Genomic DNA, 20,936 nt, shown 5'->3' with positions numbered 1-20,936 from the left:
TTAGTTATTTTCTTCTGGCTGCTTAACTGGAATTTCAACTGATTTCGGATTCCGTTGCAGCAAGACGGCAGCGGCAATACCACCGATTAAAGCCAGAATTGCTGAACTGATTGCAACGGTTATCATCCCGTTATCATAAGCGTGAATGACGATCCGCTGAAAGTCTTGTGCAAATGGCGCGTGACTCAATCGATTAGAAAAGGCGATACCGTGGCCAGAAAATGGTCCAGCGTCAATCAGCGCTTTTTTAAGACCGCTAAGTGCTGGTGCCGGCATATTGATCGAAGACAGGTGATTATTCAGATAGGTTTCGTATTGATTGTCCTGAAGCAGGCCCAATACAACCACGCCAATGGTGGTCCCTAATTGACGGAAGACGTTCAGTAAACCAGAAGCCATGCCCATTTCATTGGCGGGAATACCTTCCATCCCAGCAGTGTTGAGCAAGGGGTTGACCATTCCGTTAGCAATTCCCATGAACACCATGCCAGGCCAAAGATCGACGAAACTCACGGTTGGGCTGATTGCCCGTGCCATTAACCAAAAGCCCAGTGTTCCAACGAACATACTGATGCTGATCATCCATTTCTTGGAGTAGCGGGCACTTAAGATTCCAACAATCGGGCCCAAAACCAGTGACCAAACACTCATGACGAGTTGTCTGACCCCAGTTTGGGTAGCAGAATAGCCAATGTAGTTCTGCATCAGCGCCGTTAAGAACGCGTTATAGGCATAGAATCCAGCCCCTAACGCGAAAGCGACGATTACGACCCCAATGAAATGGGGCTTTTTGAACATTTTCAGGTTGACCATGGGATCTTTGGCTTTAGCTTCGGCGATGATGAAGGCGATCATCACGACCACGCCACCAATCAGCCAGCTGCTGACCCGCGCATCAGTCCAGTCCCAGTGTGGATGGCCTTCCTTGACGATCAGACCATAGATAATTGCGAATAACCCTAATGCGGACAGTAACATGCCCAGCAGATCAACTTTTTGGTTCTTACCATAACTAGGGGTTTCTTTAACGTAGAGAATGGTTAAGATCGTTGCGATAATTCCAAAGGGAACGTTAACGTAGAAGATCGATGACCAGCCGAAGTTTTCGACCAAATAACCACCGATCAACGGACCAGATGCTGTTGAAACACCAATGACAGAGCCGAGAATACCCAGCGCTAAACCGCGGCCCTTACCGGAGAAGTTGGAAGCGACTAACGCCATTGATAAGGACATCATCCCGGCACCACCGATGGCTTGCACGCCACGACCGATATCTAAGATCAACAGGCTAGAGGCCATTCCATTGACGGCTGAGGCGATAACGAACAGGATCAACGACCCCAGGAAGATTTTCTTCCGGCCGTACATATCACCCAGTTTTGACATGATCATTAAGGTGACGGCATAAACTAATGTATAGGCGTTTAAGACCCATTGCAGGTTGGTAAAGGTGGTGTTGAAATCACGCACCATGGTTGGCAGTGCGACGTTAACAACGGTGACATCCAGTAGTCCCATGAAAACGCCTAGCCCCATGGCCGCTAATGCGATCCACTGCTTAATACTTGTTTTTTGTGTCATTATTTTGACTCCTTATTTTGAATTTCTGATAAATATTGCGTTACCCAGGTCTGTTTAGCCTGGCAGATGACGATGCTCAGCTCAATTGAATGGATGCCAGCTTTTAGGGCGTCTTGATTAACGCCTTCATCAGTTAACTTCGCTGATAAATGCGCGTGAACTTTACGATAAATATTGAGGTCTTCTTGCACTTTATCGGCATACTCTTGCAGCAGTTGCTGTTGCTGTGTTCGATCCACCGCAAACATGCCCCGAAACTTGAAGCGATAAATAGATTCATTACGCGCGCCTTCTGGCACTGGCTGTTGCATGAGTTGATAAAAAAGAGTTCGGCCAGTATCCGTAATGTGAGCTAACTTCTTATTGCGAGGGTCCTTGGGATTTTCAATGAAGACGATGTCACCGTTAGTTTCCAATTTGGAAAGCAGCGGATACATGACGCCGTTTGAAATCTTTCGCTGAGGCACTAGCGCGCTGCCCAAAACGCCCCGTAACTTATAGCCTGACATGTCGCGGGACATGAGCATGCCAAGAATCAATAATTCATACATAATAGCCTCCATAGGTCTGAGCGACTTATCGAGTATAGGTCGTTTCGACGGGTAATGCAAGAAAAACTTTAAAAAAATAAAGCGACGGTCAAATAAGAAACTAAACAATCCAGTTATATAAAAAATTCCAAAAATATATATTATTCTCCAAATAACGAGAATTTTTACTCAAAATATTGGCGCATTCGTGGTATGATATTAACAGAAGATACAATCCTATATTGGTATGTATATTTTTTCACAAGAAGTTTCTGCAAGCGTGGTGAACTGATTTGCTTGATTCACTGAAACAGTCTGCAGAGACCCTTAGAAAGGGTGAATAAACAAATGAAAAAGTTTGTGGCACTTGTCGGGACCAACACTGTTAAATCAACCAATCGGAAGCTATTGCAGTATATGAAAAAGCGGTATGCGGACGAAGCTGAAATCGACGTTGTTGAACTGAAAGGCTTACCGATCTTTAAGAAAACGAAGGAAGCTTTCGTTCCTCAACAGGCACGTGATATGGCTGATAAGATCGACGCTTCTGACGGCGTAATTATTGGGACACCAGAATATGATCATTCTATCCCAGCACTGTTATCAAGTGCATTAGCATGGCTATCATACGGGATTCATCCATTAATGGATAAACCAGTCATGATCGTTGGTACCTCATACGGAACCTTAGGGGCTTCTAGAGCGCAGGCTCAGTTACGCCAGATTCTGGATTCACCAGAACTAAAGGCAACTGTGCTACCAAGCTCAGAGTTCCTATTAGGTCACTCATTACAAGCTTTTGATGATAAGGGCGATTTAAAATCGGCTACTGAAGCCCAAAAGCTGGATGGCTTGTTTGATGACTTCTTGGATTTTGTTGATTTAACCGATCAGCTGGATCATTCGAAGAAGTTGCACGAGCAGCAAGCAGCAACGTTTTCTTGGGATAACGGAACAACAGGAGATGATAAGTAATGGTTAAATTAGTTGGAATCGCCGGTTCAATCGGTGAACAATCATATAATCGGATGTTATTGGAATTTATCCGTGACCACTTTAAAAAGACGGTTGATATTGAGATCTTAGATATTAATGATATCCCCGTATTTAATGAAGACGAAGATCATGATGATAACCCAGCAGTTCACGCACTAGCGCGTAAGATTTCGGGTGCTAACGGTGTCATCTTAGCAACACCAGAACATAATCATACGGTACCCGCAGCCATGAAGAACGTGATTGAATGGTTGTCCAACAACGTTCATCCACTGGATGGCAAAGCGGTTTGGATCGTTGGGGCATCCTACCATACTCAGGGGTCTTCACGGGCCCAGCTGCACTTAAAGCAAATTTTGGAATCTCCTGGAGTCAACGCGTTTGTGATGCCCGGTAATGAATTTCTTTTGAGTAATGCCAAGGAAGCCTTTGATGCTGATGGTAATTTGAAGGATTCAGGGACCGTTGGTTTCTTGGAATCAGTCATGAAGAAATTCTTAACGTTTATGAGGGTGATTGAAATGTTGGACGCACCAGATCCAAAGAATTCCCACGAAGAAGACATGGAATCTAAACATCCAGTCAATACAACGGTTCCTGACGTTGATATGACTGATCCGGAATGGGTTGAAAAGGCTGCTGAAAAGACCCATGCTGCTAGCGGTGGCGATTACGTCAAACTTGACCGTGGACTCTTGACCGTCGATCAGCTCAATTACTTCCTGAATTCCATGGCGGGTGAATTGACCTTTGCCGATGACAATAACCAGTTCATTTACTACAACAAGAAGACCGATGCAGCACATATGCTGGCACCAAGAACCCCTGATCAAGCAGGTGATCCGTTAAGTGCTGTTCACCCAGCTCGAGTGGTTGAACACGTTAAGCAGGTGCTTTATGCATTACGGACCGGTGAAAGCGACGTCGTTTCAATGCCAGCTCAAACGGGACCTAATCAGCATGTGATGCATTACTACCGGGCAATGCGCGATGAAAACCGGCGTTACCGTGGAGTCAACGAATTAGTGATCGATATTATGCCGATCTTGAAGTATTACTTGGCTGCTACGGGTCAAAAGTTGGTTAAGGATCCGGACGCTGTTCCAATGTCACCAATTACTGGTTTGGATGCCGTTACCAGTGCTTCTAAGCATTCCGATCCGACCAAGGCCGATGCTACGAGTGGGGCTTCAGCTTCTAAGTCAGTTGAAGAAAAGCCTGCAGCGGATGCTACGAGTGGGGCTTCAGCTTCTAAATCAGTTGAAGAAAAACCAGCAACTGATACAACCAGTGGGGCTTCTGAATCAACTGAAGCTGTAAAGCCTGCAGCTGCGGAAGAACCCATCGATGCAGATGCTTTAACTGGTGCTTCTGAGGAAACTTCATCAGAAACCGGTTACACATCTGATGATGATTCGACACCGGCTAAGAAGCCTGCAGCTGCTCCGAAACCAGAATCAGAGTCAGCGGATACTGATGCGACATCTGGGGCGTCAGAAAGCTAATTAAGCTTAAATAAGTCATTAAATAACCCGTCAAACAGTTAACTGGACTGTTTGACGGGTTATTTTAATCGTTGCAATAGCTTGTTAGTGTCGCTTAAAAGCGTTATATTGATTGTGCACAATGCTTTTAAGAGGAGGAAGAAGTATGAGTACAATATATGATTTTCAAGAAACTGAAATGAGTGGTCAAGCAATCAATTTTGCCGACTATGCCGGTAAAGTTTTGCTGATCGTGAACACCGCTAGTAAGTGCGGTCTGGCACCGCAGCTAGAAGGCATTGAAAAGCTCTATCAGCAGTATCATGAACAGGGATTTGAAGTATTAGGGCTGCCATCAAACCAATTTCACCAGGAACTGGATTCAGATGAAGCAACCGAGGCGTATTGTCAACTACACTATGGCGTGACGTTCCCAATGACCAAGCAGGTCCAAGTCAACGGTGATGGCGAAGATCCATTGTTTACCTACTTGAAAGATACTGCCGGTCATGGTCGGATCAAGTGGAACTTTACGAAGTTTCTGATTGGTCGTGACGGACAGCTGATCAGTCGGTATGCGCCGGTGACTAAACCAGAAAAAGTTGAACCAGCAATTGTGAAAGCGCTAAAAGATTAAATAAAAGTAGCGTTGGTAAACTCATTCAAGTTACCAACGCTACTTTTCTCTGAACTATATTTAAACGGCATCAACGTGTTTAACTAAGACATGGTGCCTCAAAAAGTCGACGGTTTCATCGTAAACATCATCTAAATAACCCTTAGCGTGACGCGTACCGGGCACCATATTCAATTCAAAGGGGACACCAACGTCCGTCAAAGCATCAGCCATTGATAAAATCCCGCTGGTCGGCACAAATTCATTTAAAGAATTAGCTAGATACATTGGACCAGTCTCACTGGTTACCCGGTGAACGGGGGTTGCGGCGGTTAATTCGTCTGTCCGTTGGTTAAAGTAGTTCATTACAAACCACTTGTAAAAGGCGTCGTTAGCACCATTTTGATTAATTGTTGAACTGGCTTGCTGGTTAAAACCACTGGTGTCGCCTTCAGCAGGCACCACGTCTTTGTGGTTGGCCAGCCAGTCATCAATGTCTAAAATACCGGAAAGCGAAACTGCCGGAATCCCGTAGCGAATGGCCATTTCAACCGCCATGTTGCCCCCTGCAGAAGAGCCGACCACACCAATTGGCATCTGGTTGTATTCACTGCGCGAGATCCACTCCATTAATGATGCCATATCAGCTAGCGGTTCAGGGTAATAAACGTCAGGAGTCATGCGATAATTGGGTACGAGTACCATATAACCAAGGTCAGCTAAACGGGATGCCCAATCTGCATCTTTGCCCTTATCACCACGGAACCAGCCCCCACCGTGGATATCAATAATGAGTCCTAAAAATGGCTTGGTCCCATCGTGGTAAGCATCCAGCGTTAAATGGCGATTTTCATCATAAACAATATCATGTTTCACTTGCATCTTACCCACCTCCAAAGATTAAATTCACGGTGAGTATGCCAAAAAAATGAGACAAGGTCAAGTATTTGGTTTGGCTATCCCATTTTTGAATTCTAAAAAGCAGTGTGGTTCAGGGTTGTAGATGATAAATAATAATGGCTGCCGCGTATGCCAGTAAAATCACATTACTGGTCAGTGTAAAGTGGCTTGCCAGCGACATCAGATAGCGGTAATGGGCATTCAGTTCCGTTAGGGGTGCTGAAGCTTTGATCATGGCTAAGTGTTCCCGATATAGCTGATCGTATTTTGAAGCTAGGGTTTGATATTTAAGGTCGCGAAGCCAAAAGATCCAGGAGATGCCAAATGACCCTATAATTAAGAATATAAATAAGCGCTCAACTGGCGAAGCCCAAATTGCTTGTAGACTAACCGTCGTATAGTTCATTGATGAAAGTGGCGGTATACTCATCATGCCAATTGTTGACGCTAATAAAATGACTAGACAAACCAACTGTGAGCAGGTTGCCCAAAAATGGCGCTGCGCCTGCTTATCCAATACAATGAGTCCCTGAAAAACGTCCGTATGTACTTGCGTGGAGTAGTGCACATCAGCAAGCATGATAGACAGCTCCCTTCTTAATGATTACTTTTTGAGTATGATTATAACTAGAATCCAGTTAATTGAACACTAAAAAGTCCTGCCAACAGATATGGCAGGGCTTTGTTTTTTAGTGATGATAGTTGGTTCTAACGGTTGGGGGGGTGTAATGGGCCATGAAGTTAAAAATCTCAGTGAGCCGATCGACGAACAACACCTTACTGCGATGTTCAGCAGTGAGAAAGCCTTGCTGAACCATTTGATCAAAAAAGGTCTTTAACGGATCGTAATAGTGATTGACGTTATAAAAAACACAGGGGTTAGGGTTATCGCCGATTCGCGCCCAAGAATAGGCTTCAACGATTTCCTCTAACGTTCCTGGACCACCGGGCAGGGCAATACAGCCATCGGCCATGGCTAACATTCGCTGTTTACGCAGCGCCATATTGTCAACCACCGTCAGATCGGTGAGATTGTGAGCTGCAGCACCACGGTCAACGAGGTTTTGCGGCATGACGCCGTGTACTTTACCGCCGGCATCAATCACGGCAGTTGCCAGTACGCCCATTAAGCCGACACTGCCACCACCATAGACTAATTCCAGCTGATGCTTAGCCAGGTAACGGCCAAGTTCAGCAGCCGTTTGCTGGTAGACCGGTAGATTTCCTGCGGATGCACCACAGTAAACCGCAATTTTTTGGATCATTCAGATTCCTCCTAAAAGTTGCTATCAAGCATTTTGCAGGTAAAATTGGGTATTACAATTAACCCGATTTAGGCCTGCTCCAGCGCTAACAGCGCTTTTTTACGTGCTAGGCCCCCAGCATAACCAGTTAAGTTGCCGTTGGTACCGATAACCCGGTGACAGGGGATAATAATTGAAATTGGATTGTGGCCCACGGCGCCACCAACTGCCCGAGCTGATCCAGTTGGCTGACCGTTTAATTCAGACAGTCGCTCAACAATTTGCTGATAAGTCATGGTTTGGCCATAGGGAATCGTTGTCAAAACACGATAGACCTGCTGGCGGAAGGGTGTGGCCTCTGGTGCTAATGGGAGTTGCTTAATGGATGGCTTTTGACCATTAAAATAAGCGGTTAACCACTGGGCAGTTTGTTTCAGCACAGTTGAACTGCCATGTTTGATCGATGCAAGTGGGTAATGAGCGCCTAAATGAGCCTGGTCAGAATACCAGACACCCAATAAGTGCGAAGTATCCGCCAACAGGATCAATTGGCCTAACGGTGACGCGTAAGTTGTCTGCAGCATATCATCAGCTCCTTTATAAGTTACCTGCAGATTAGGCTATTTTGGTGAGTTTGGCAAGTGGGACAAATAAATCGAAAATATGTTCGCGTATTAGCTTTTCCAGCGACTGTTAATTTGCTAAAATAAAAGGTATCGAATACGAACGGAGAGCGATAAGAGTGAAATTGCTACATACAGCGGATTGGCACATTGGTCGCCGGCTTCATGGTTTTGATCTGACCGATGAGCAGCAAAACGCCTTTGACCAGATCGAACAGATCGCTAAACAAGAACAAGTTGATGGCCTGATTATTGCGGGCGATGTCTACGACCGACGATTACCCCGCGAAGCATCAGTGGCAATGGTCAATCAGATGTTGCAGCAACTGAACCTGACGGACCACTTACCCATCTACGCCATTTCTGGTAATCATGATAGTGCGACACGGTTGGCAACGGGTACGCCGTGGTTTAAGGCGACTAATCTATACCTGCATACTGATCTTAGCCAAGCGTTTACCCCGATTGAATTACCTGATACGCAACTTTTCCTCTGTCCCTATTTTGAACCCTTTGCGGCTCAGCAATACTTTAACGATGATACTATTCAGCATTTGGATCAAGCGTTTGAACGAGTTGTTACGGAAATGGAAACCCACTTTGATTCTTCTAAGAAGCACCTATTAGTAGCACATTTCTTTGTAGCCGGCAGTTCAACTACTGACTCGGAAACCAATTTAACCGTTGGAGGTTTGGCCGCGGTGCCAACGGATCTATTAGCGGATTTTGACTACGTTGCTTTAGGACATTTACACGGAAAAGATGCGTTGCAGCTGCCCAATGCCCGTTACAGTGGCTCGCCAGTTAAGTTTTCCTTATCAGAAGCCAGCCAGAAAAAGGGCGTTTGGATCGTGGATACCGACCAGACACCCGTCAAGGTCACGTTCAAATCGATTACGCCGATTCATGACGTGCGACAGATCACCAGTAGTTTTGAAGAGCTAATGGCTACGGCTGATGATATTACCGTCAATCACGAAGATTACGTTGGCATCACGCTGACCGATAAGCAGCCGATTCCCAACGTCATGGCACGCTTACGGGAAATCTTTCCACGAATCGTTACTTTAGGGCGGGCAGATGGGTTTGACCCGCAAGTTCGCTACCATGGTGAAACTAGTCAGCAGATTCGACAAAAATCGCCAATGGACCTATTAGGGGATTTTTACGAGCAGGTGGCAAAAGAGCGTCTGACCCCGCAACAGGAAAAATGGGCGAAGGCAGCACTCAAACGGGCAAATGAAAGTGGGGAGCAAGCATGAAACCATTGCAACTGAAAATGACTAATTTTGGACCGTACGCTAAGCAAACCATTGATTTTACTCAATTGGACGATGCTTCAATCTTTTTGATTGCTGGACCCACGGGCAGTGGTAAAACCACGCTCTTTGATGCGATGACCTTTGCGTTATACGGTGAAAGTGCCAGTGATGACCGTGATCCTTCAGCGTTACGCTCGGATTTTGCGGAAACCGATGAGCCCACTACGGTGACGTTGAGGTTTGAACATAAAGGGCTAGAGTACGAGGTTACACGTCAGTCCAAACAAACTTTAGCTAAAAAGCGTGGGACGGGTACTCGTGAATATCCCAGCAGCGGTAAACTGATGATTTTTAAAGCGGGTGTGAAAACCGATGAAATTACCCGGATGCAGGAAATCAATCTTAAACTGACCGATATTTTGCAGATCAGCCGCAAGCAGTTTGTGCAAATTGTCTTACTCCCACAGGGTGAATTTAGACGTTTTTTGGTATCGGATTCCAGTGCCAAAGAAGCCATCCTCAGAAAAGTATTTGGGACCCAGCTGTTTCAGCGCTGGGCAACGGTCTTAAAACAGCAGCTGAATACCCAGCGAGAGCAGATCAAATCAGCGCGGTCGGTGATTGATAGCGGGCTGAAACGGGTACGCTGGACGACTACTGATGGCGAACATGGTCTCGAACAGCTTGAAGGTCAGTATCAGCAGGATCAGACGAATTTAACGGCTACTAAGCAAGCATTAACGGCCACGCAAAAAAAAGTTAATCAGCTGAATAATCAAATTGAGACTGATCAAAAAATGAACCAAAACATTGAGAAATTAAACGTTAAACACCAAGAAGAAAAAAGACTGCAAGCGGATCAGCCACAAATTGACCAGCAACAGCAGCAACTAGATACGCTGAATTGGGTGAACGAACAGCAGCATGATTATGGACAGCAACAGGAGTTAGCCACACAGCAACAACAATTGAAACGGCAAAAAGTTACTTTAACTAATGACTTAAAAACCCAAACGACAACCTCTCAACAGTTTGAAGCACAACGGGGGCAATTAACAAAAATCACTCAGAAAATGACTAAAATTCAGTCTGAAATTGCGGTTCTTTCAAAGCAACGGCCACTCTATGAACAAGTACGCCAGTTGAATCAGCAGCTGGATCAAGATGATCGCAATCATTTGAAGCTGGCTGCTGAGCTGTCAAAAACTCAGGCGACTGAAGTTACTCAGCAAGCTGAACTCAAACAGTTGAACGACCAAATTGGACAGCAAGCGGATCTGCTGAAAACCAGTGCTCGGCTAACGGCGCTAAAAGTTGATCAGGCAAGCACGAAGAAACGGGTCAGTGATTTGTTTGACCAGCAAGCCCAATTAACTAAGCAGGAAAAAACAGTTGCAGCTCTCCAGTCAACAGTCACTGACCTAAATCAAAAGACGGCCACTGCCAATACTGAATATGAGATGTTAAGAAATCAGTGGCTGGCGGGACAAATTGCTGTGTTGGCCAGTCAGTTGAAACCGGGAACACCATGCCCAGTTTGTGGCAGTGTCTCTCATCCGGCACCTCACGCGGTGACCGCAACGAAACCAGTTGACAATGAAACGATCAAAGTGGCTGAACAGGCCCTGCAGCAGTTAAAAGATCAACGTACAAAAGCCACTGCTGACTTAACCAATCAACAGCAAGCACTAGAGACGCTGCGACAAGCCGTTAACCAACAAGAACAGCAGCTCCGAGATGAGCTTAAAGTTGAGGCTAGTCTGACGGTGGCAGTCATGCTTTCAAAGATTACGCAACAGGCAACTGAAACTGAACAGCAGCTGAGCGATGTCACCCAGCAGTTGGCTAAAGTTGATCAGGCAATTGCTGAACGACAAATGCAGACCGCAGCAATCGAAGACCAGCAACAGACGATTCAAACGCTAAAGGGAAGGGTTCAATCGGCTAAATTAGCCCTGCAAACCACCCAGACTAAACTGGAAACAGCTCAAAAACAGCTGCCAGCTGAATTTGCCGATTTGACCGCTCTTGATAATTATATGACGCAGCAACAGCAGCAAGTGACCAAGCACCAGCAACAAGTACAGCAGAATGATCAGGCTTTGCAACACAGTAAGGAACAAGTGGCGACGACGCAAGCTAATTTACAGAACACAGAAGCAACGTTAAAGAAAACTGAAGAGAAGTTAACTCAGGTTACCAATGCTTTAGAAAAGACAGTTAAAGTGCATTTAGGTTCGAATAAAATGGCTCAGTTTGTTGAATTGATCGGCCAACTGGATCAGATACCCATCCTTAAGAAGGCCATTCAGGATCATCAGCAAGCGCTAACGACTGCCAAAGCGGATGTGGCAGCATATCAGCAGTTAGTTGGTGATAAGCAGCTGGTTGATGTAACCGAGAACCGACAGAAGTTAGCTGACTGTAATGAGCAGCTGCAAACGGCTCAAAAACAAGCTGATGAAAGTCAAAAGCAAGTTACCGTAAACGGTGATATTTTGGCACAATTAAAGGCTGCAACTCAGCAAGTTGCAGCCCAATTGGATGAACTGAATGAGCTTCAGCTCTTAGTCGAGACCGTTGCAGGTGGCGGTGATAATAAACTCGGCTTGGAACGGTATGTATTAAGAGCTCAACTGGCTGAAATCCTGACGATTGCCAACCAGCATTTAAACCAGCTGAGTTCTGGACGTTATTCAATGCAGCTTCATCTAGAAGCGGGTGCTTATCAAAAAAATACCGGACTTGAAATCGATGTTTACGATGATAATGTCGGGCAAGTTCGCAGTGTGCACACGCTGTCTGGCGGTGAAAGCTTCATCGCTGCTTTAAGTTTGGCACTGGCACTTGGCGAATCCATTCAAAATGAATCCGGTGGCATTAGTATCGATGCGCTATTTATTGATGAAGGTTTTGGATCACTGGATCAAGAATCGCTATCAACGGCGATGAAGGCGTTGGAAAACGTCGAATCCAGTAATCGGATGATTGGTATTATCAGTCATGTGACCTTACTGCAAGAAACGATTTCGTATCAGATTCAAGTTCAGCCAATGGGTCAGGGCAAGTCGGTGGCCAAGGTGGTATTACCATAGTCCCAGCCCACGATATCGTCACGTTCAAATTGATAGGTTAATGGTTCATGATAGGCTGCCTCGTAGGCGGCCTTTTTTTGTCGCTGATCTTGCTGGCGCATCTGTTCACAGCTGGCGTGTTCATTGAGCGTCGTATCTGGGTAAATCGGGTCAAGCACATGCACGTGATAGGTGACGGGGGTCACACCGTTGACGGCTGGCTGATCAGTTAACTGCATTTCGGTAAAACAAGAGATCACCGGTACGTTGAATTTGGCAGCGTAGTGATAAGTGCCTGACATGAACGGTCTGGGTTTACGGTAGCGCCACCACATTTCCTGTTCGGGATAGATTAAAATGGGTACGCCAGCAGCCAATTTTTCTTGAATCAGCTGGGGAAATTCTTGACCTAAATAATGCAGATTGGTGCTGATAGGCAACGTATTGGCATAGTTCATCATAAAACCGAGGAACCCGGTCATTTGAAAGTTAGTGACTTGACTGACAATGGCCATTTTCTTGAATCCCGCTTGGCGCAGAGCATATCGAATAGCCGTGTTTTCCATTGGGTGGAAATGGTTACTGGTGACAATGGCGCCAGTCTTAATCTGATTAATCTTTTCCAGTCCGGAGACGGTCGTTTTACGGTTCACATGATGCACCGCTGCGAGTATAATTTGCCCAGCCAGCCATGATTTAACCGCAAATGAGGGTGAGTGACGCCGGTTTAAATATTGCGTGAGAACTGCCTGAGCGTCTGTCGGTGACAGTGTTGGGTCAGAGACCTCAACTTTACGGTGAAAGGCGCCGTCGTTAACAGCTTGAATGATATTATTAACCACTACCTGTTCGTCATTGCTCACAATGAAGCCGCCCCCTGACTAAGAACCGTTTTCAACGTCACCTTTTCTTTAAACAACTGGTTGGCAGTATTTACAAGGCTTTGGTGTTTCACATCATCCGCCGAGGTATCCTTGTCATCATATTGTGCCAGTGTGTCGTGCAGATCTTGAGCATAGGGGGTGCGGTCCGCCGTTTTCCAGAAGGTCTGATGGCAGGGAACATCCAGATAGTGCCACGGCTTGCGGAAGAGATTGTAATGGACTAAACCAACATCCCCATTTTCATCAAAGGGTACCGTTGTCTGATCGTTCCATTTTACCGGTAAGAAAGTGATCTTATCCTTAGCCATGGCATTCAGGTAATCTTGATCAGCAGCGATCAGTTTAAAGTGATATTGCTGCAGCAGTGCTAAGAAACGTTGCGAGAATTTTTGTTGGCGCAGTTTGGCTAGATCTAACAAAAGTACGCCGGAATTAACATAGTTTGCGGCATTCACGCCGACAACTTGTGCGGGATAAGCGGATAAATCGGGGTCAATGGCGAGTAATTGATCAGTGACAGCACCAATCGCGTGCTGGCCTAAATCAATCTGATACAGCCCGGCAATATCTTGCATGACCAGTGTGTCGGCATCGAGATAGATGGCTTTTTGATAGTTGGGAAACATAGCCGCAATGAATAATCGGTAATAAATGGTTAACGTTCGGATATCTGCCAGTAACAGGTTATGGTCTTTTTCAAATAATTTTGAAAATTGATCGTCAAGGGCTGAAAAGTGAATGTGAACGTTGTCAGTAGCAACGGATGATAGTTTTTGCTGATTCTCAGCAGAAAGCGTTTGGTACAAAACGGTGATCTGGTACTGGTTCTTGGGACTGGCATGGTCAGCTAAAGACTGCAGACTGACACTTAATAGTGATGCGTATTGGTCATTAATGGCGTAAAAAATTGGAATTTTCATGAGTATCTCTCCTAAAGTGTTTTCTTAACCTGCTGGTATTGTTTCAGCAGATCATCATATGCGTGTAATTTTAAAACGGTGTGCATCCGGTCGATCTGCCAAGGCTTGACCGTCTGGGTATGGACCCAGGGGAAAAAACGAAAGCTGGTCGTAAAATGCTGAAAAACGGTATTGGATTTTAACTTTTTCTGTTCGTTAAAACGGGTGGGGGCAATTTGCTTTTCAGCCGCCAGTTTATTAATCGCGGTTTGATCGGGCATAAACATGCGGTGAACCTGGCAGAGCCTGCGGGCATCAGCAAACAGCCCGTTATTGCGAATGACCTTTAAGTTCAACAGTAAGACCCCAGAATTCAAGTAACTAAATTTTTTCAGTGGCTGACGGAAGAACCATTTGCCGTAGTGATCTAAAACCCCAACTAATTCGATGTTCTTAATTGGCTGATGATAAAAGGCTGAACAGTCGCGGCGACAGACCACATCTGCATCAAGGTAAAGAATGCGGTCGGGTAAGGCTGCGATATCATCGGCGTATAAGCGCAGCATACAATTAGGGGTGAATAAAGTATTCATATTTGCAAGCGGCGGCTGCTGAGCAAATTGGTCAGTAATATCGATCCTAGTGACGCTGTTTCGCTGATCATAGGATTGGACTAATGCGTTCAGTGACCGCGTCTTTTTGATTGTAAATGGTTCATAATCTCGTTTTGGCGTCTTAATGGTTGCAGTTAACAGGTAGATGTGTAACGGTTCAGAAATGTTATCAAGCAAGGAAAGCGTTGATATCAATACGCCATCTTCCATTTGCTGGTCCCCACAGTATAAGACATTCAAGGTTGTGACCTCCTCTGGTAGGTAACATATTGGTAAGTGCTGTTCTGGCTACGCTTGTGCAGCTGAGAACTGACCTGCTGCTGGAGTCTTTTTTGACGGTCTTTCAGGGACAGCGAAGTATCCGGTTGAAAGGGGCCGTCGAGATAAACCGTAATTTTGGGACGGCGGTGCCACCTAGAGTGCTGATACGTTGTTGTCATAGTGTAGACTGGGGCAGGGTGGCTAGCCGGATAGTGAAAACTAGCTGGTGCTAATGGTCGAATCTGAGTGGCATAGGGCCACAGGTGGGATTCCGGATAGATTACAACGGTTTCGCCGGCGTCAAGCCGGTGATAAACTGCTTGTAAAAATGGCTTCAAGCAACGTGGCGTGGATGGAATCGGCAAACCGCCAGCGGCTGAAAGCAGGCGACCAACAATGGGAATCCCTAAATTTGAAGGTGAAATAATAATAGCAGGATGGGCGGTGACGCAAAATGGACTGAAAGCGTCGCCCGTTTGTTGGGTATGATTAGCATATAAATAGCAGCCGTTAGGGTTATCTCTCAGCAGTTGACGATTGACGTAGCGAATATGCAGCGCCCAGCGGCAGTAAACACGGGCGAATAATTGAATAATAAATTGGAAAAAATACCGCATTTTCGTGGCGACTGGCGATGTTTGCCAGTGATAATCCGCTGATAATTGAAAATCTTGCTGTCGAGTTGCGACAATATCTTCCGTAGTATTAGTGTAGTAGATGGTTTGTCCCATTTTGAAATGCACTTTGATCATCTCCTTTCAAAAGTGAGTGCTCACATCATTTTTCCCTTACATCGAGTATAGATAACGGCTTTGTACCATACAATTGTCAATTTGTGACGACCTGTGGTTTATGTTACATTCTATAACTGATTTGTCGTTTAACTATACACATTAAAGGGAAATGATGATAAATTAGAAGTGGAGGAATATCATGACAGACTTAAGAGTATTGAAAACTAAGCGTGCTATTCAAGATGCTTTTGTGGATCTAGTCCTGACTGAAGGGTTCGAAAGGGTCACGGTGAGCGGGCTAGCTCGACGTGCGATGATCAACCGGCAAACTTTTTATACTCACTATTTAGATAAGTACGATCTGGCAGAAAAGCTGAGTCAAAAAGTCGTGGCAGGGTTTGGTGACATTGCGCAGCTTCGCATTCAACTAATTCAGCAGGAGCTGACGGTTATTCAGATCGTTGACCGTTTAAGACCTGGGTTGACGGCTTTAATTAAAAACTATCGGCGACCAATTTTAGCTTTACGGACCATTCACCTCAATGATTTTGATTTGACCCAGCAAATTACCGATCAGGTTAAGAAGGCAACGAGTCAGATGCTGGGTGAGTCAGCGTCGCCGTTTGAACTGGCCGTGGTGAGTGGCGTTGTTAATAGCGTTTTTAACTATCTGTTGGAGTATAATAGTTTGCCGACGGATGAAGAAATCGCTGAAGGACTAACCCGAATCAAAGATTTCTTTAAATGAATTAAATTAATTAATAAGGGAGAATTATCCATGATTACGTTAAAATCAACCCGTGAAATTTCACAGATGCGTGCCTCCGGTGCGGTATTAGCAGGGGTATTAAACGGTCTCAAGACAGTCATTAAGCCGGGCATCTCAACTTGGGAGATCGAGAAATTTGCCAATACCTACATTGAAGAACATGGTGCGACCGCTGAAGAAAAGGGATTTGAAGGTTATAAGTACGCTACCTGTGTGAACGTCAACGATGAGGTGGCCCATGCCACGCCTAGAAAGGCGCTGATCTTAAAGTCCGGTGACGTCGTGGCAGTGGACCTCGTTGTGAATTTGAACGGATTCTTAAGCGATGCCTGCCGCAGCTATGCGGTTGGTGACATCTCAGTAGAAAGCCAACGTTTACTTGATGTTACCAGAGAGGGGCTATATCGCGGTATTGATCAGGCTGTGATCGGTAACCGGTTAGGTGATGTTGGTGCGGCCATTCAGCAATATGTAGAGACTGAAAATAAAATGGGCGATGTCCGCGAACTGATCGGCCATGGTATCCAGCCGACGATGCATGAGCAGCCGGACGTGCCAGCATACGGAACGGCTGGAAAGGGCTTGCGCCTGCGTGAAGGCATGACTATTACCATTGAGCCCATGGTCAATTTGGGGACCCGTGAGATTCGCTCAATGGAAACGGCTGATCATTCATGGGAGTACTACGTGACAGCCGACGGGAAACCATCGGCGCAGTTTGAGCACACTTTGGTCATTACTAAAGATGGCCCCAAGATCTTAACTTCTCAAGATCCAATTAGAGATGCTAAATACTTATAGATAAAGCCAAACAAAATCTGTGGCAAATGCCCTTAACACCGTTATACTGGTTTCATAAGTGGGGGTGAGGGGTAATTATGGATCAAGTACTTTTACTCATTATTATTCTAGCTGTGGTGGTGCTCGCTAATATTTTATCGCGGCACCTGACAGCCATTCCGTTGCCATTTTTTCTGATTATATTAGGGCTACTGCTGGCATTACTGCCAGCCTATAGGGGATTTCATCTAGACCCATCAACGTTTGCGTTTGCGATTATTGCACCAATGCTATTCAATGAAGCGCAGAACAGTTCTCGGTTTTGGATCGGACGCTCGATTACTAATATCTTATCGTTGGCTGTTGGACTGGTAGTGGTCACGGTGCTCGTTGTCGGGATAAGCATTCATGCGCTTTATGTAATTTTGCCATTGAGCTTAAGTTTTGCGTTAGTTGCGATTGTGGCGCCTACCGATGCATCTGCGGTGAACTCGATTTTTGAGGCAAACCCGATTGCGGAAGAACAGGCGGCCACTTTGCAGCATGAATCGCTGTTTAATGATGCCGCTGGGATCGTTATTTTCGATATGGCCTTAGCGGCTTATATGTCAGGCAAGTTTTCAATTAGCACGGCCGTGGGGATGTTTGTCTGGGAATTCCTTGGTGGGCTGCTATTTGGGGCCTTTATTGGTGTAATGGTCGTCAGCACACGACTATTTCTCATTCGGCACAACGATGACACGCCACTGATTATGGTGCTGATTCAACTATTAACGCCGTTTTTGGTGTATTTATTAGCTGAAAAGCTGGCCTTGTCTGGTATTCTAGCAGTTGTGGCTGCTGGACTGGTACAGGGTTCTGAACGGGATAAGCTACGGCTGACGTCATCGCGAATGCAGCTGGTGACCAGCAATGTCTGGGAAATTGTTAGTGGCGTCTTGTCTGGAACGGTGTTCGTGCTTTTAGGGCTTTCGCTGCCAGACGTTATTCGCGCTTTGGACGTGCATACCAATACGCAGATCACGATTCCTAAATTATTATTACTGGGTCTTTTCTTGTATGCGTTAAAGGGTATTATTCGTCTGTTATGGACCCGGTTTTTACTCAAGCGCCGAACAAAGAGTGATCATATCTGGCGTGATAGTTTGGTTATGGCGTTAAGTGGTGCTAACGGGACGATTACGTTGTCCTTGGCCTTTTCAATTCCAACGATGGTCAATGGGCATGCGTTTTTGTTACGAGGACCGTTGATTTTTCTGGCCGCAGTCGTGATCTTAACCAGTTTGTTGCTACCAACCATTTTTGTTCCGCTATTACTGCCGAGTCAGGAATCAACGCAGCCACGGTATAAGTGGGTTCGACGGATGATTCAAGCCGGTATCAGTGATCTAGTTGCGGAAAAGGAGTATCCGGCTGAAGCTCAGATCGTCATTGATTCATTGCAGCAGGCCTTGATCTTGGATGCGACACCGAATTTACGGATCGAACGGCAGATTATGAAACAAGCGCACAAGGTTGAAAGCCAAAAGATTCGGGAAATGTATGAGAACGGTCGGATCACGGAAGATGAAATGACCTACTATAATAAATTCTTGGAGTTAAACCATTTTTCCGCTGATGAAAAAGTCTGGAAAAACGTTTGGTTGCGAATTCGGTTCAGTCTTCACATTGGGACACTCTACAAGGATCTGCATCGCGCGCAGGAAGCCTTTTTGACCGCACCGGTGGCGTTGGAAGAAGTTTATTGGCGTGAGGCGTTTGAAAAACACGGTGAAGATATTCTGCCAATCGAAGCAGCTGGCTTTGAAGCAGTGATGGACTATCTTAAACGTAATAGTGGAGAAAACGGGGTTGAAACAAACCTTGTCCGGCGCTTCTATCGAACTCGTCACCGTCGAATTCGTGGCGGCGATGTTGACCCCAATATGGTTTATCAGCTGTTTATGCGTGCCTTTCATGCAGAATACGAACTGATTCAGCGAGCAATTGCTAAGGGCGATATTTCCGCGGATCTCGCAGAAAAATTGCAGCAGCGGATTTCCTTTGACGAAATTACGTATATTCAAAATAGCGAATCATATCGATAAATAAAGGTTGAATTTATTGTGTGAAATTAGTAACATTATGTTTATAAGATATAGTAGGAATATTAGGTAGTTAGTATAATAACGATAGTTCGATTAATGGTTAGTCCGTCAGATAGTGTTGACAGGAGATGATCTTTTGATTGCTTATACGTTGAAGATTCGCAACAAAGTAACTTCACGCGATATTGTGGTTACATATCGTGCCACGATGGATGATGAACAGAAGGATTTAACGACGGGATCAATGAAATTCAACCTTGAAACTGCCAACGTTAACTACCTGACGAACAGTCAGTTTGTGTTAGGAATTGTCGAAACCGTGATTCTACGGCTCAATCAAGATTGCCAGCTTGACCGAATTGAAGTTGATCAATCGGCTAACCGTCTGCAGTTGCAAGTGCCAAAATTGTCAGAGTTTAGAACCTATATTCAATCGCATCACTTGCTTAGTCACGTTGCTCAAACATGTGTGGCTAATGGCCATCAGGCGATTAATGTGTCAATTTCTACACCATTTAAATTAGGCTAGGTCTAAAGTTCACTTCGGTGGGCTTTTTTTGTAACTCTTACGCGCTGTTTTAGCGTGTGAAATTGAATGATTGAAGCTGGAGATCATTAAGGGAGGTGTAATTCGTAAATTTCTGGGGGGATTCAATGCCGCGTTGCTAAAGTGAAACTCATAACTATAAAGCTATTGAGCAATCAATAATTATTTTACGATACTAATAGTTTTAAATAAATATACTTATTTGGAATATTTCAATTTATATTTTAATGGTTTTGAGTTATACTTTTCAACGTGGAACAGTATTGTAGCTTTTAGCTGTTGAACTTTATAGTTCGATTTTGAAGGTTAAAGTGAGTAGACGGTTTTGCCATAATATAGATTATTCTCGCGTGGGAGGAATTATTGATGAAGAAAAATTGGGTTAAAAAGATGTTCAGATACACATTATTGCTCATTTTTGCACTAGTAAGTGTAAGCGCTCTAGGTCAGGTTAAAGCGGACGCACTGGCGGATGGGTCGTATACCGTACCAGCGAAAGCGATTAATAAAGATACGGGGGGCACTAGTGCAGCTGGGGCCTTTCTAGGGGACACAGCGAACGTTGTTGTAAATAATGGGACCTACAAGGTATCAGTGCCGATAACTTCGGCTGGGCAAGCCGATTTAAAGAGTGCCTCTGTTGGTCAAAGTTCTGTTTTAGATGGGTCTAATTTAACGTTTACGATGCCTGATGAAACTCCGAAAGTCTTAGTCGATTACCACATCGTAGTTGCGCTGTTTCACATGGATATGAATCAGTCTGCATATGAACAGTTTGATTGGTCAAAGGTAACGGCTGTCAAGGGTTCTGGTAGTTCGAGCTCTTCAACTACCAATACAGATGGTTCTTCATCATCAAGCAGTTCTGTATTTTCAAACACTGGCAGTTCATCGTCATCATCAAGTAGTTCTGCATTGTCGAGCAGCTCTTCATCATCGAGCATTTTCTCATCTTCATCATCAAATAGTTCTGCATTGTCGAGCAGCTCTTCATGATCGAGTATTTTCTCATCGTCATCATCAAGTAGTTCTTCGTCTTCAAGTGTTA

At 45.1% G+C, this 20,936-nt stretch carries 20 protein-coding genes; 10 read left to right on the top strand and 10 right to left on the bottom strand.

What is annotated here, in order from left to right; all coding sequences use genetic code 11:
* Both FFM73_RS01565 and FFM73_RS01560 read right to left on the bottom strand, forming a co-directional pair.
* Positions 1 to 1,584: an MFS transporter gene (locus tag FFM73_RS01565; protein WP_137630030.1), complete on the bottom strand. Its 1,584-nt coding sequence runs from the start codon at positions 1,582 to 1,584 to the stop codon at positions 1 to 3.
* Positions 1,584 to 2,135, bottom strand: coding sequence for a PadR family transcriptional regulator (locus FFM73_RS01560; protein ID WP_137630029.1), 552 nt, complete (start codon positions 2,133 to 2,135; stop codon positions 1,584 to 1,586). The genes FFM73_RS01565 and FFM73_RS01560 overlap by 1 nt, the downstream gene beginning before the upstream one ends.
* Before the next feature lie 327 nt (positions 2,136 to 2,462).
* On the opposite strand from FFM73_RS01560, the gene FFM73_RS01555 reads away from it, so the two are divergent.
* The 3 genes from FFM73_RS01555 to FFM73_RS01545 all read left to right on the top strand — a co-directional run bounded on the left by FFM73_RS01555 (position 2,463) and on the right by FFM73_RS01545 (position 5,231).
* Entirely contained in the window at positions 2,463 to 3,089 is a 627-nt protein-coding gene (locus FFM73_RS01555) for an NADPH-dependent FMN reductase (RefSeq protein WP_137630028.1), read from the top strand.
* Complete coding sequence (locus FFM73_RS01550) at positions 3,089 to 4,615, top strand: NAD(P)H-dependent oxidoreductase (protein ID WP_137630027.1); 1,527 nt, start codon at positions 3,089 to 3,091, stop codon at positions 4,613 to 4,615. The genes FFM73_RS01555 and FFM73_RS01550 overlap by 1 nt, the downstream gene beginning before the upstream one ends.
* 145 nt (positions 4,616 to 4,760) lie before the next feature.
* Entirely contained in the window at positions 4,761 to 5,231 is a 471-nt protein-coding gene (locus tag FFM73_RS01545; RefSeq protein ID WP_137630026.1) for a glutathione peroxidase, read from the top strand.
* A gap of 60 nt (positions 5,232 to 5,291) precedes the next feature.
* On the opposite strand, the gene FFM73_RS01540 is transcribed toward FFM73_RS01545, so the two are convergent.
* The 4 genes from FFM73_RS01540 to FFM73_RS01525 form a co-directional block, all read right to left on the bottom strand.
* On the bottom strand, positions 5,292 to 6,101 hold the full coding sequence (locus FFM73_RS01540; RefSeq protein WP_373278619.1) for an alpha/beta hydrolase: 810 nt from the start codon (positions 6,099 to 6,101) through the stop codon (positions 5,292 to 5,294).
* A 100-nt stretch (positions 6,102 to 6,201) separates the two neighbouring features.
* Positions 6,202 to 6,690 carry a hypothetical protein gene (locus FFM73_RS01535; RefSeq protein ID WP_137630024.1) on the bottom strand — a complete coding sequence of 163 codons (489 nt, stop codon included), beginning with the start codon at positions 6,688 to 6,690 and terminating at the stop codon, positions 6,202 to 6,204.
* Positions 6,691 to 6,799: 109 nt separating this feature from the next.
* Complete coding sequence (locus FFM73_RS01530) at positions 6,800 to 7,372, bottom strand: LOG family protein (RefSeq protein WP_137630077.1); 573 nt, start codon at positions 7,370 to 7,372, stop codon at positions 6,800 to 6,802.
* A gap of 71 nt (positions 7,373 to 7,443) precedes the next feature.
* Entirely contained in the window at positions 7,444 to 7,938 is a 495-nt protein-coding gene (locus FFM73_RS01525) for a methylated-DNA--[protein]-cysteine S-methyltransferase (RefSeq protein ID WP_137630023.1), read from the bottom strand.
* Between the two features lie 158 nt (positions 7,939 to 8,096).
* Between FFM73_RS01525 and FFM73_RS01520 the strand changes: the two genes are divergently transcribed.
* Positions 8,097 to 9,239: an exonuclease SbcCD subunit D gene (locus FFM73_RS01520; protein ID WP_137630022.1), complete on the top strand. Its 1,143-nt coding sequence runs from the start codon at positions 8,097 to 8,099 to the stop codon at positions 9,237 to 9,239.
* A complete protein-coding gene (locus FFM73_RS01515; protein WP_137630021.1) occupies positions 9,236 to 12,334 on the top strand; it encodes an AAA family ATPase in 3,099 nt (1,032 codons plus the stop codon). The genes FFM73_RS01520 and FFM73_RS01515 overlap by 4 nt, the downstream gene beginning before the upstream one ends.
* On the opposite strand, the gene FFM73_RS01510 is transcribed toward FFM73_RS01515, so the two are convergent.
* From FFM73_RS01510 to FFM73_RS01495, 4 genes are read right to left on the bottom strand one after another with little or no spacing between them, the layout of a single operon-like run.
* A complete protein-coding gene (locus tag FFM73_RS01510) occupies positions 12,298 to 13,176 on the bottom strand; it encodes a lysophospholipid acyltransferase family protein (protein ID WP_235874423.1) in 879 nt (292 codons plus the stop codon). The genes FFM73_RS01515 and FFM73_RS01510 overlap by 37 nt on opposite strands.
* On the bottom strand, positions 13,173 to 14,117 hold the full coding sequence (locus FFM73_RS01505) for a glycosyltransferase family 8 protein (protein WP_137630019.1): 945 nt from the start codon (positions 14,115 to 14,117) through the stop codon (positions 13,173 to 13,175). The genes FFM73_RS01510 and FFM73_RS01505 overlap by 4 nt, the downstream gene beginning before the upstream one ends.
* Before the next feature lie 11 nt (positions 14,118 to 14,128).
* Complete coding sequence (locus FFM73_RS01500; protein ID WP_137630018.1) at positions 14,129 to 14,950, bottom strand: glycosyltransferase; 822 nt, start codon at positions 14,948 to 14,950, stop codon at positions 14,129 to 14,131.
* Positions 14,947 to 15,714: a lysophospholipid acyltransferase family protein gene (locus FFM73_RS01495; RefSeq protein ID WP_137630017.1), complete on the bottom strand. Its 768-nt coding sequence runs from the start codon at positions 15,712 to 15,714 to the stop codon at positions 14,947 to 14,949. Before FFM73_RS01495 ends, FFM73_RS01500 begins: the two co-directional genes overlap by 4 nt.
* Positions 15,715 to 15,904: 190 nt before the next feature.
* Between FFM73_RS01495 and FFM73_RS01490 the strand changes: the two genes are divergently transcribed.
* The 5 genes from FFM73_RS01490 (at position 15,905) to FFM73_RS01470 (ending at position 20,884) form a co-directional block, all read left to right on the top strand.
* Positions 15,905 to 16,453: a TetR family transcriptional regulator gene (locus FFM73_RS01490; protein ID WP_137630016.1), complete on the top strand. Its 549-nt coding sequence runs from the start codon at positions 15,905 to 15,907 to the stop codon at positions 16,451 to 16,453.
* 30 nt (positions 16,454 to 16,483) lie between these two features.
* Entirely contained in the window at positions 16,484 to 17,275 is a 792-nt protein-coding gene (map, locus tag FFM73_RS01485) for a type I methionyl aminopeptidase (protein ID WP_137630015.1), read from the top strand.
* A 77-nt stretch (positions 17,276 to 17,352) separates the two neighbouring features.
* Positions 17,353 to 19,341, top strand: a complete 1,989-nt coding sequence (locus tag FFM73_RS01480; RefSeq protein WP_137630014.1) for a cation:proton antiporter — start codon at positions 17,353 to 17,355, stop codon at positions 19,339 to 19,341.
* Positions 19,342 to 19,477: 136 nt separating this feature from the next.
* The gene (locus FFM73_RS01475) at positions 19,478 to 19,870 is read left to right on the top strand and encodes a hypothetical protein (protein WP_137630013.1); all 393 of its coding nucleotides are present in this window, start codon (positions 19,478 to 19,480) and stop codon (positions 19,868 to 19,870) included.
* Positions 19,871 to 20,254: 384 nt separating this feature from the next.
* A complete protein-coding gene (locus FFM73_RS01470; RefSeq protein WP_179951349.1) occupies positions 20,255 to 20,884 on the top strand; it encodes an NEAT domain-containing protein in 630 nt (209 codons plus the stop codon).
* Positions 20,885 to 20,936 lie beyond the last annotated feature (52 nt).

This window comes from Secundilactobacillus hailunensis (assembly GCF_005405185.1).
GTDB classification, from domain to species: Bacteria; Bacillota; Bacilli; order Lactobacillales; family Lactobacillaceae; genus Secundilactobacillus; species Secundilactobacillus hailunensis.
Note: the sequence above shows the minus strand (reverse complement) of the source record. Positions and strands in the feature narration are given on the sequence as shown.

Coding starts and splice junctions, on each gene's coding strand:
- FFM73_RS01565 (WP_137630030.1), bottom strand. CDS start 1,584: ATGACACAAAAAACAAGTATTAAGCAGTGGATCGCATTAGCGGCCATG.
- FFM73_RS01560 (WP_137630029.1), bottom strand. CDS start 2,135: ATGTATGAATTATTGATTCTTGGCATGCTCATGTCCCGCGACATGTCA.
- FFM73_RS01555 (WP_137630028.1), top strand. CDS start 2,463: ATGAAAAAGTTTGTGGCACTTGTCGGGACCAACACTGTTAAATCAACC.
- FFM73_RS01550 (WP_137630027.1), top strand. CDS start 3,089: ATGGTTAAATTAGTTGGAATCGCCGGTTCAATCGGTGAACAATCATAT.
- FFM73_RS01545 (WP_137630026.1), top strand. CDS start 4,761: ATGAGTACAATATATGATTTTCAAGAAACTGAAATGAGTGGTCAAGCA.
- FFM73_RS01535 (WP_137630024.1), bottom strand. CDS start 6,690: ATGCTTGCTGATGTGCACTACTCCACGCAAGTACATACGGACGTTTTT.
- FFM73_RS01525 (WP_137630023.1), bottom strand. CDS start 7,938: ATGCTGCAGACAACTTACGCGTCACCGTTAGGCCAATTGATCCTGTTG.
- FFM73_RS01515 (WP_137630021.1), top strand. CDS start 9,236: ATGAAACCATTGCAACTGAAAATGACTAATTTTGGACCGTACGCTAAG.
- FFM73_RS01505 (WP_137630019.1), bottom strand. CDS start 14,117: ATGAAAATTCCAATTTTTTACGCCATTAATGACCAATACGCATCACTA.
- FFM73_RS01490 (WP_137630016.1), top strand. CDS start 15,905: ATGACAGACTTAAGAGTATTGAAAACTAAGCGTGCTATTCAAGATGCT.
- map (WP_137630015.1), top strand. CDS start 16,484: ATGATTACGTTAAAATCAACCCGTGAAATTTCACAGATGCGTGCCTCC.
- FFM73_RS01480 (WP_137630014.1), top strand. CDS start 17,353: ATGGATCAAGTACTTTTACTCATTATTATTCTAGCTGTGGTGGTGCTC.
- FFM73_RS01470 (WP_179951349.1), top strand. CDS start 20,255: ATGAAGAAAAATTGGGTTAAAAAGATGTTCAGATACACATTATTGCTC.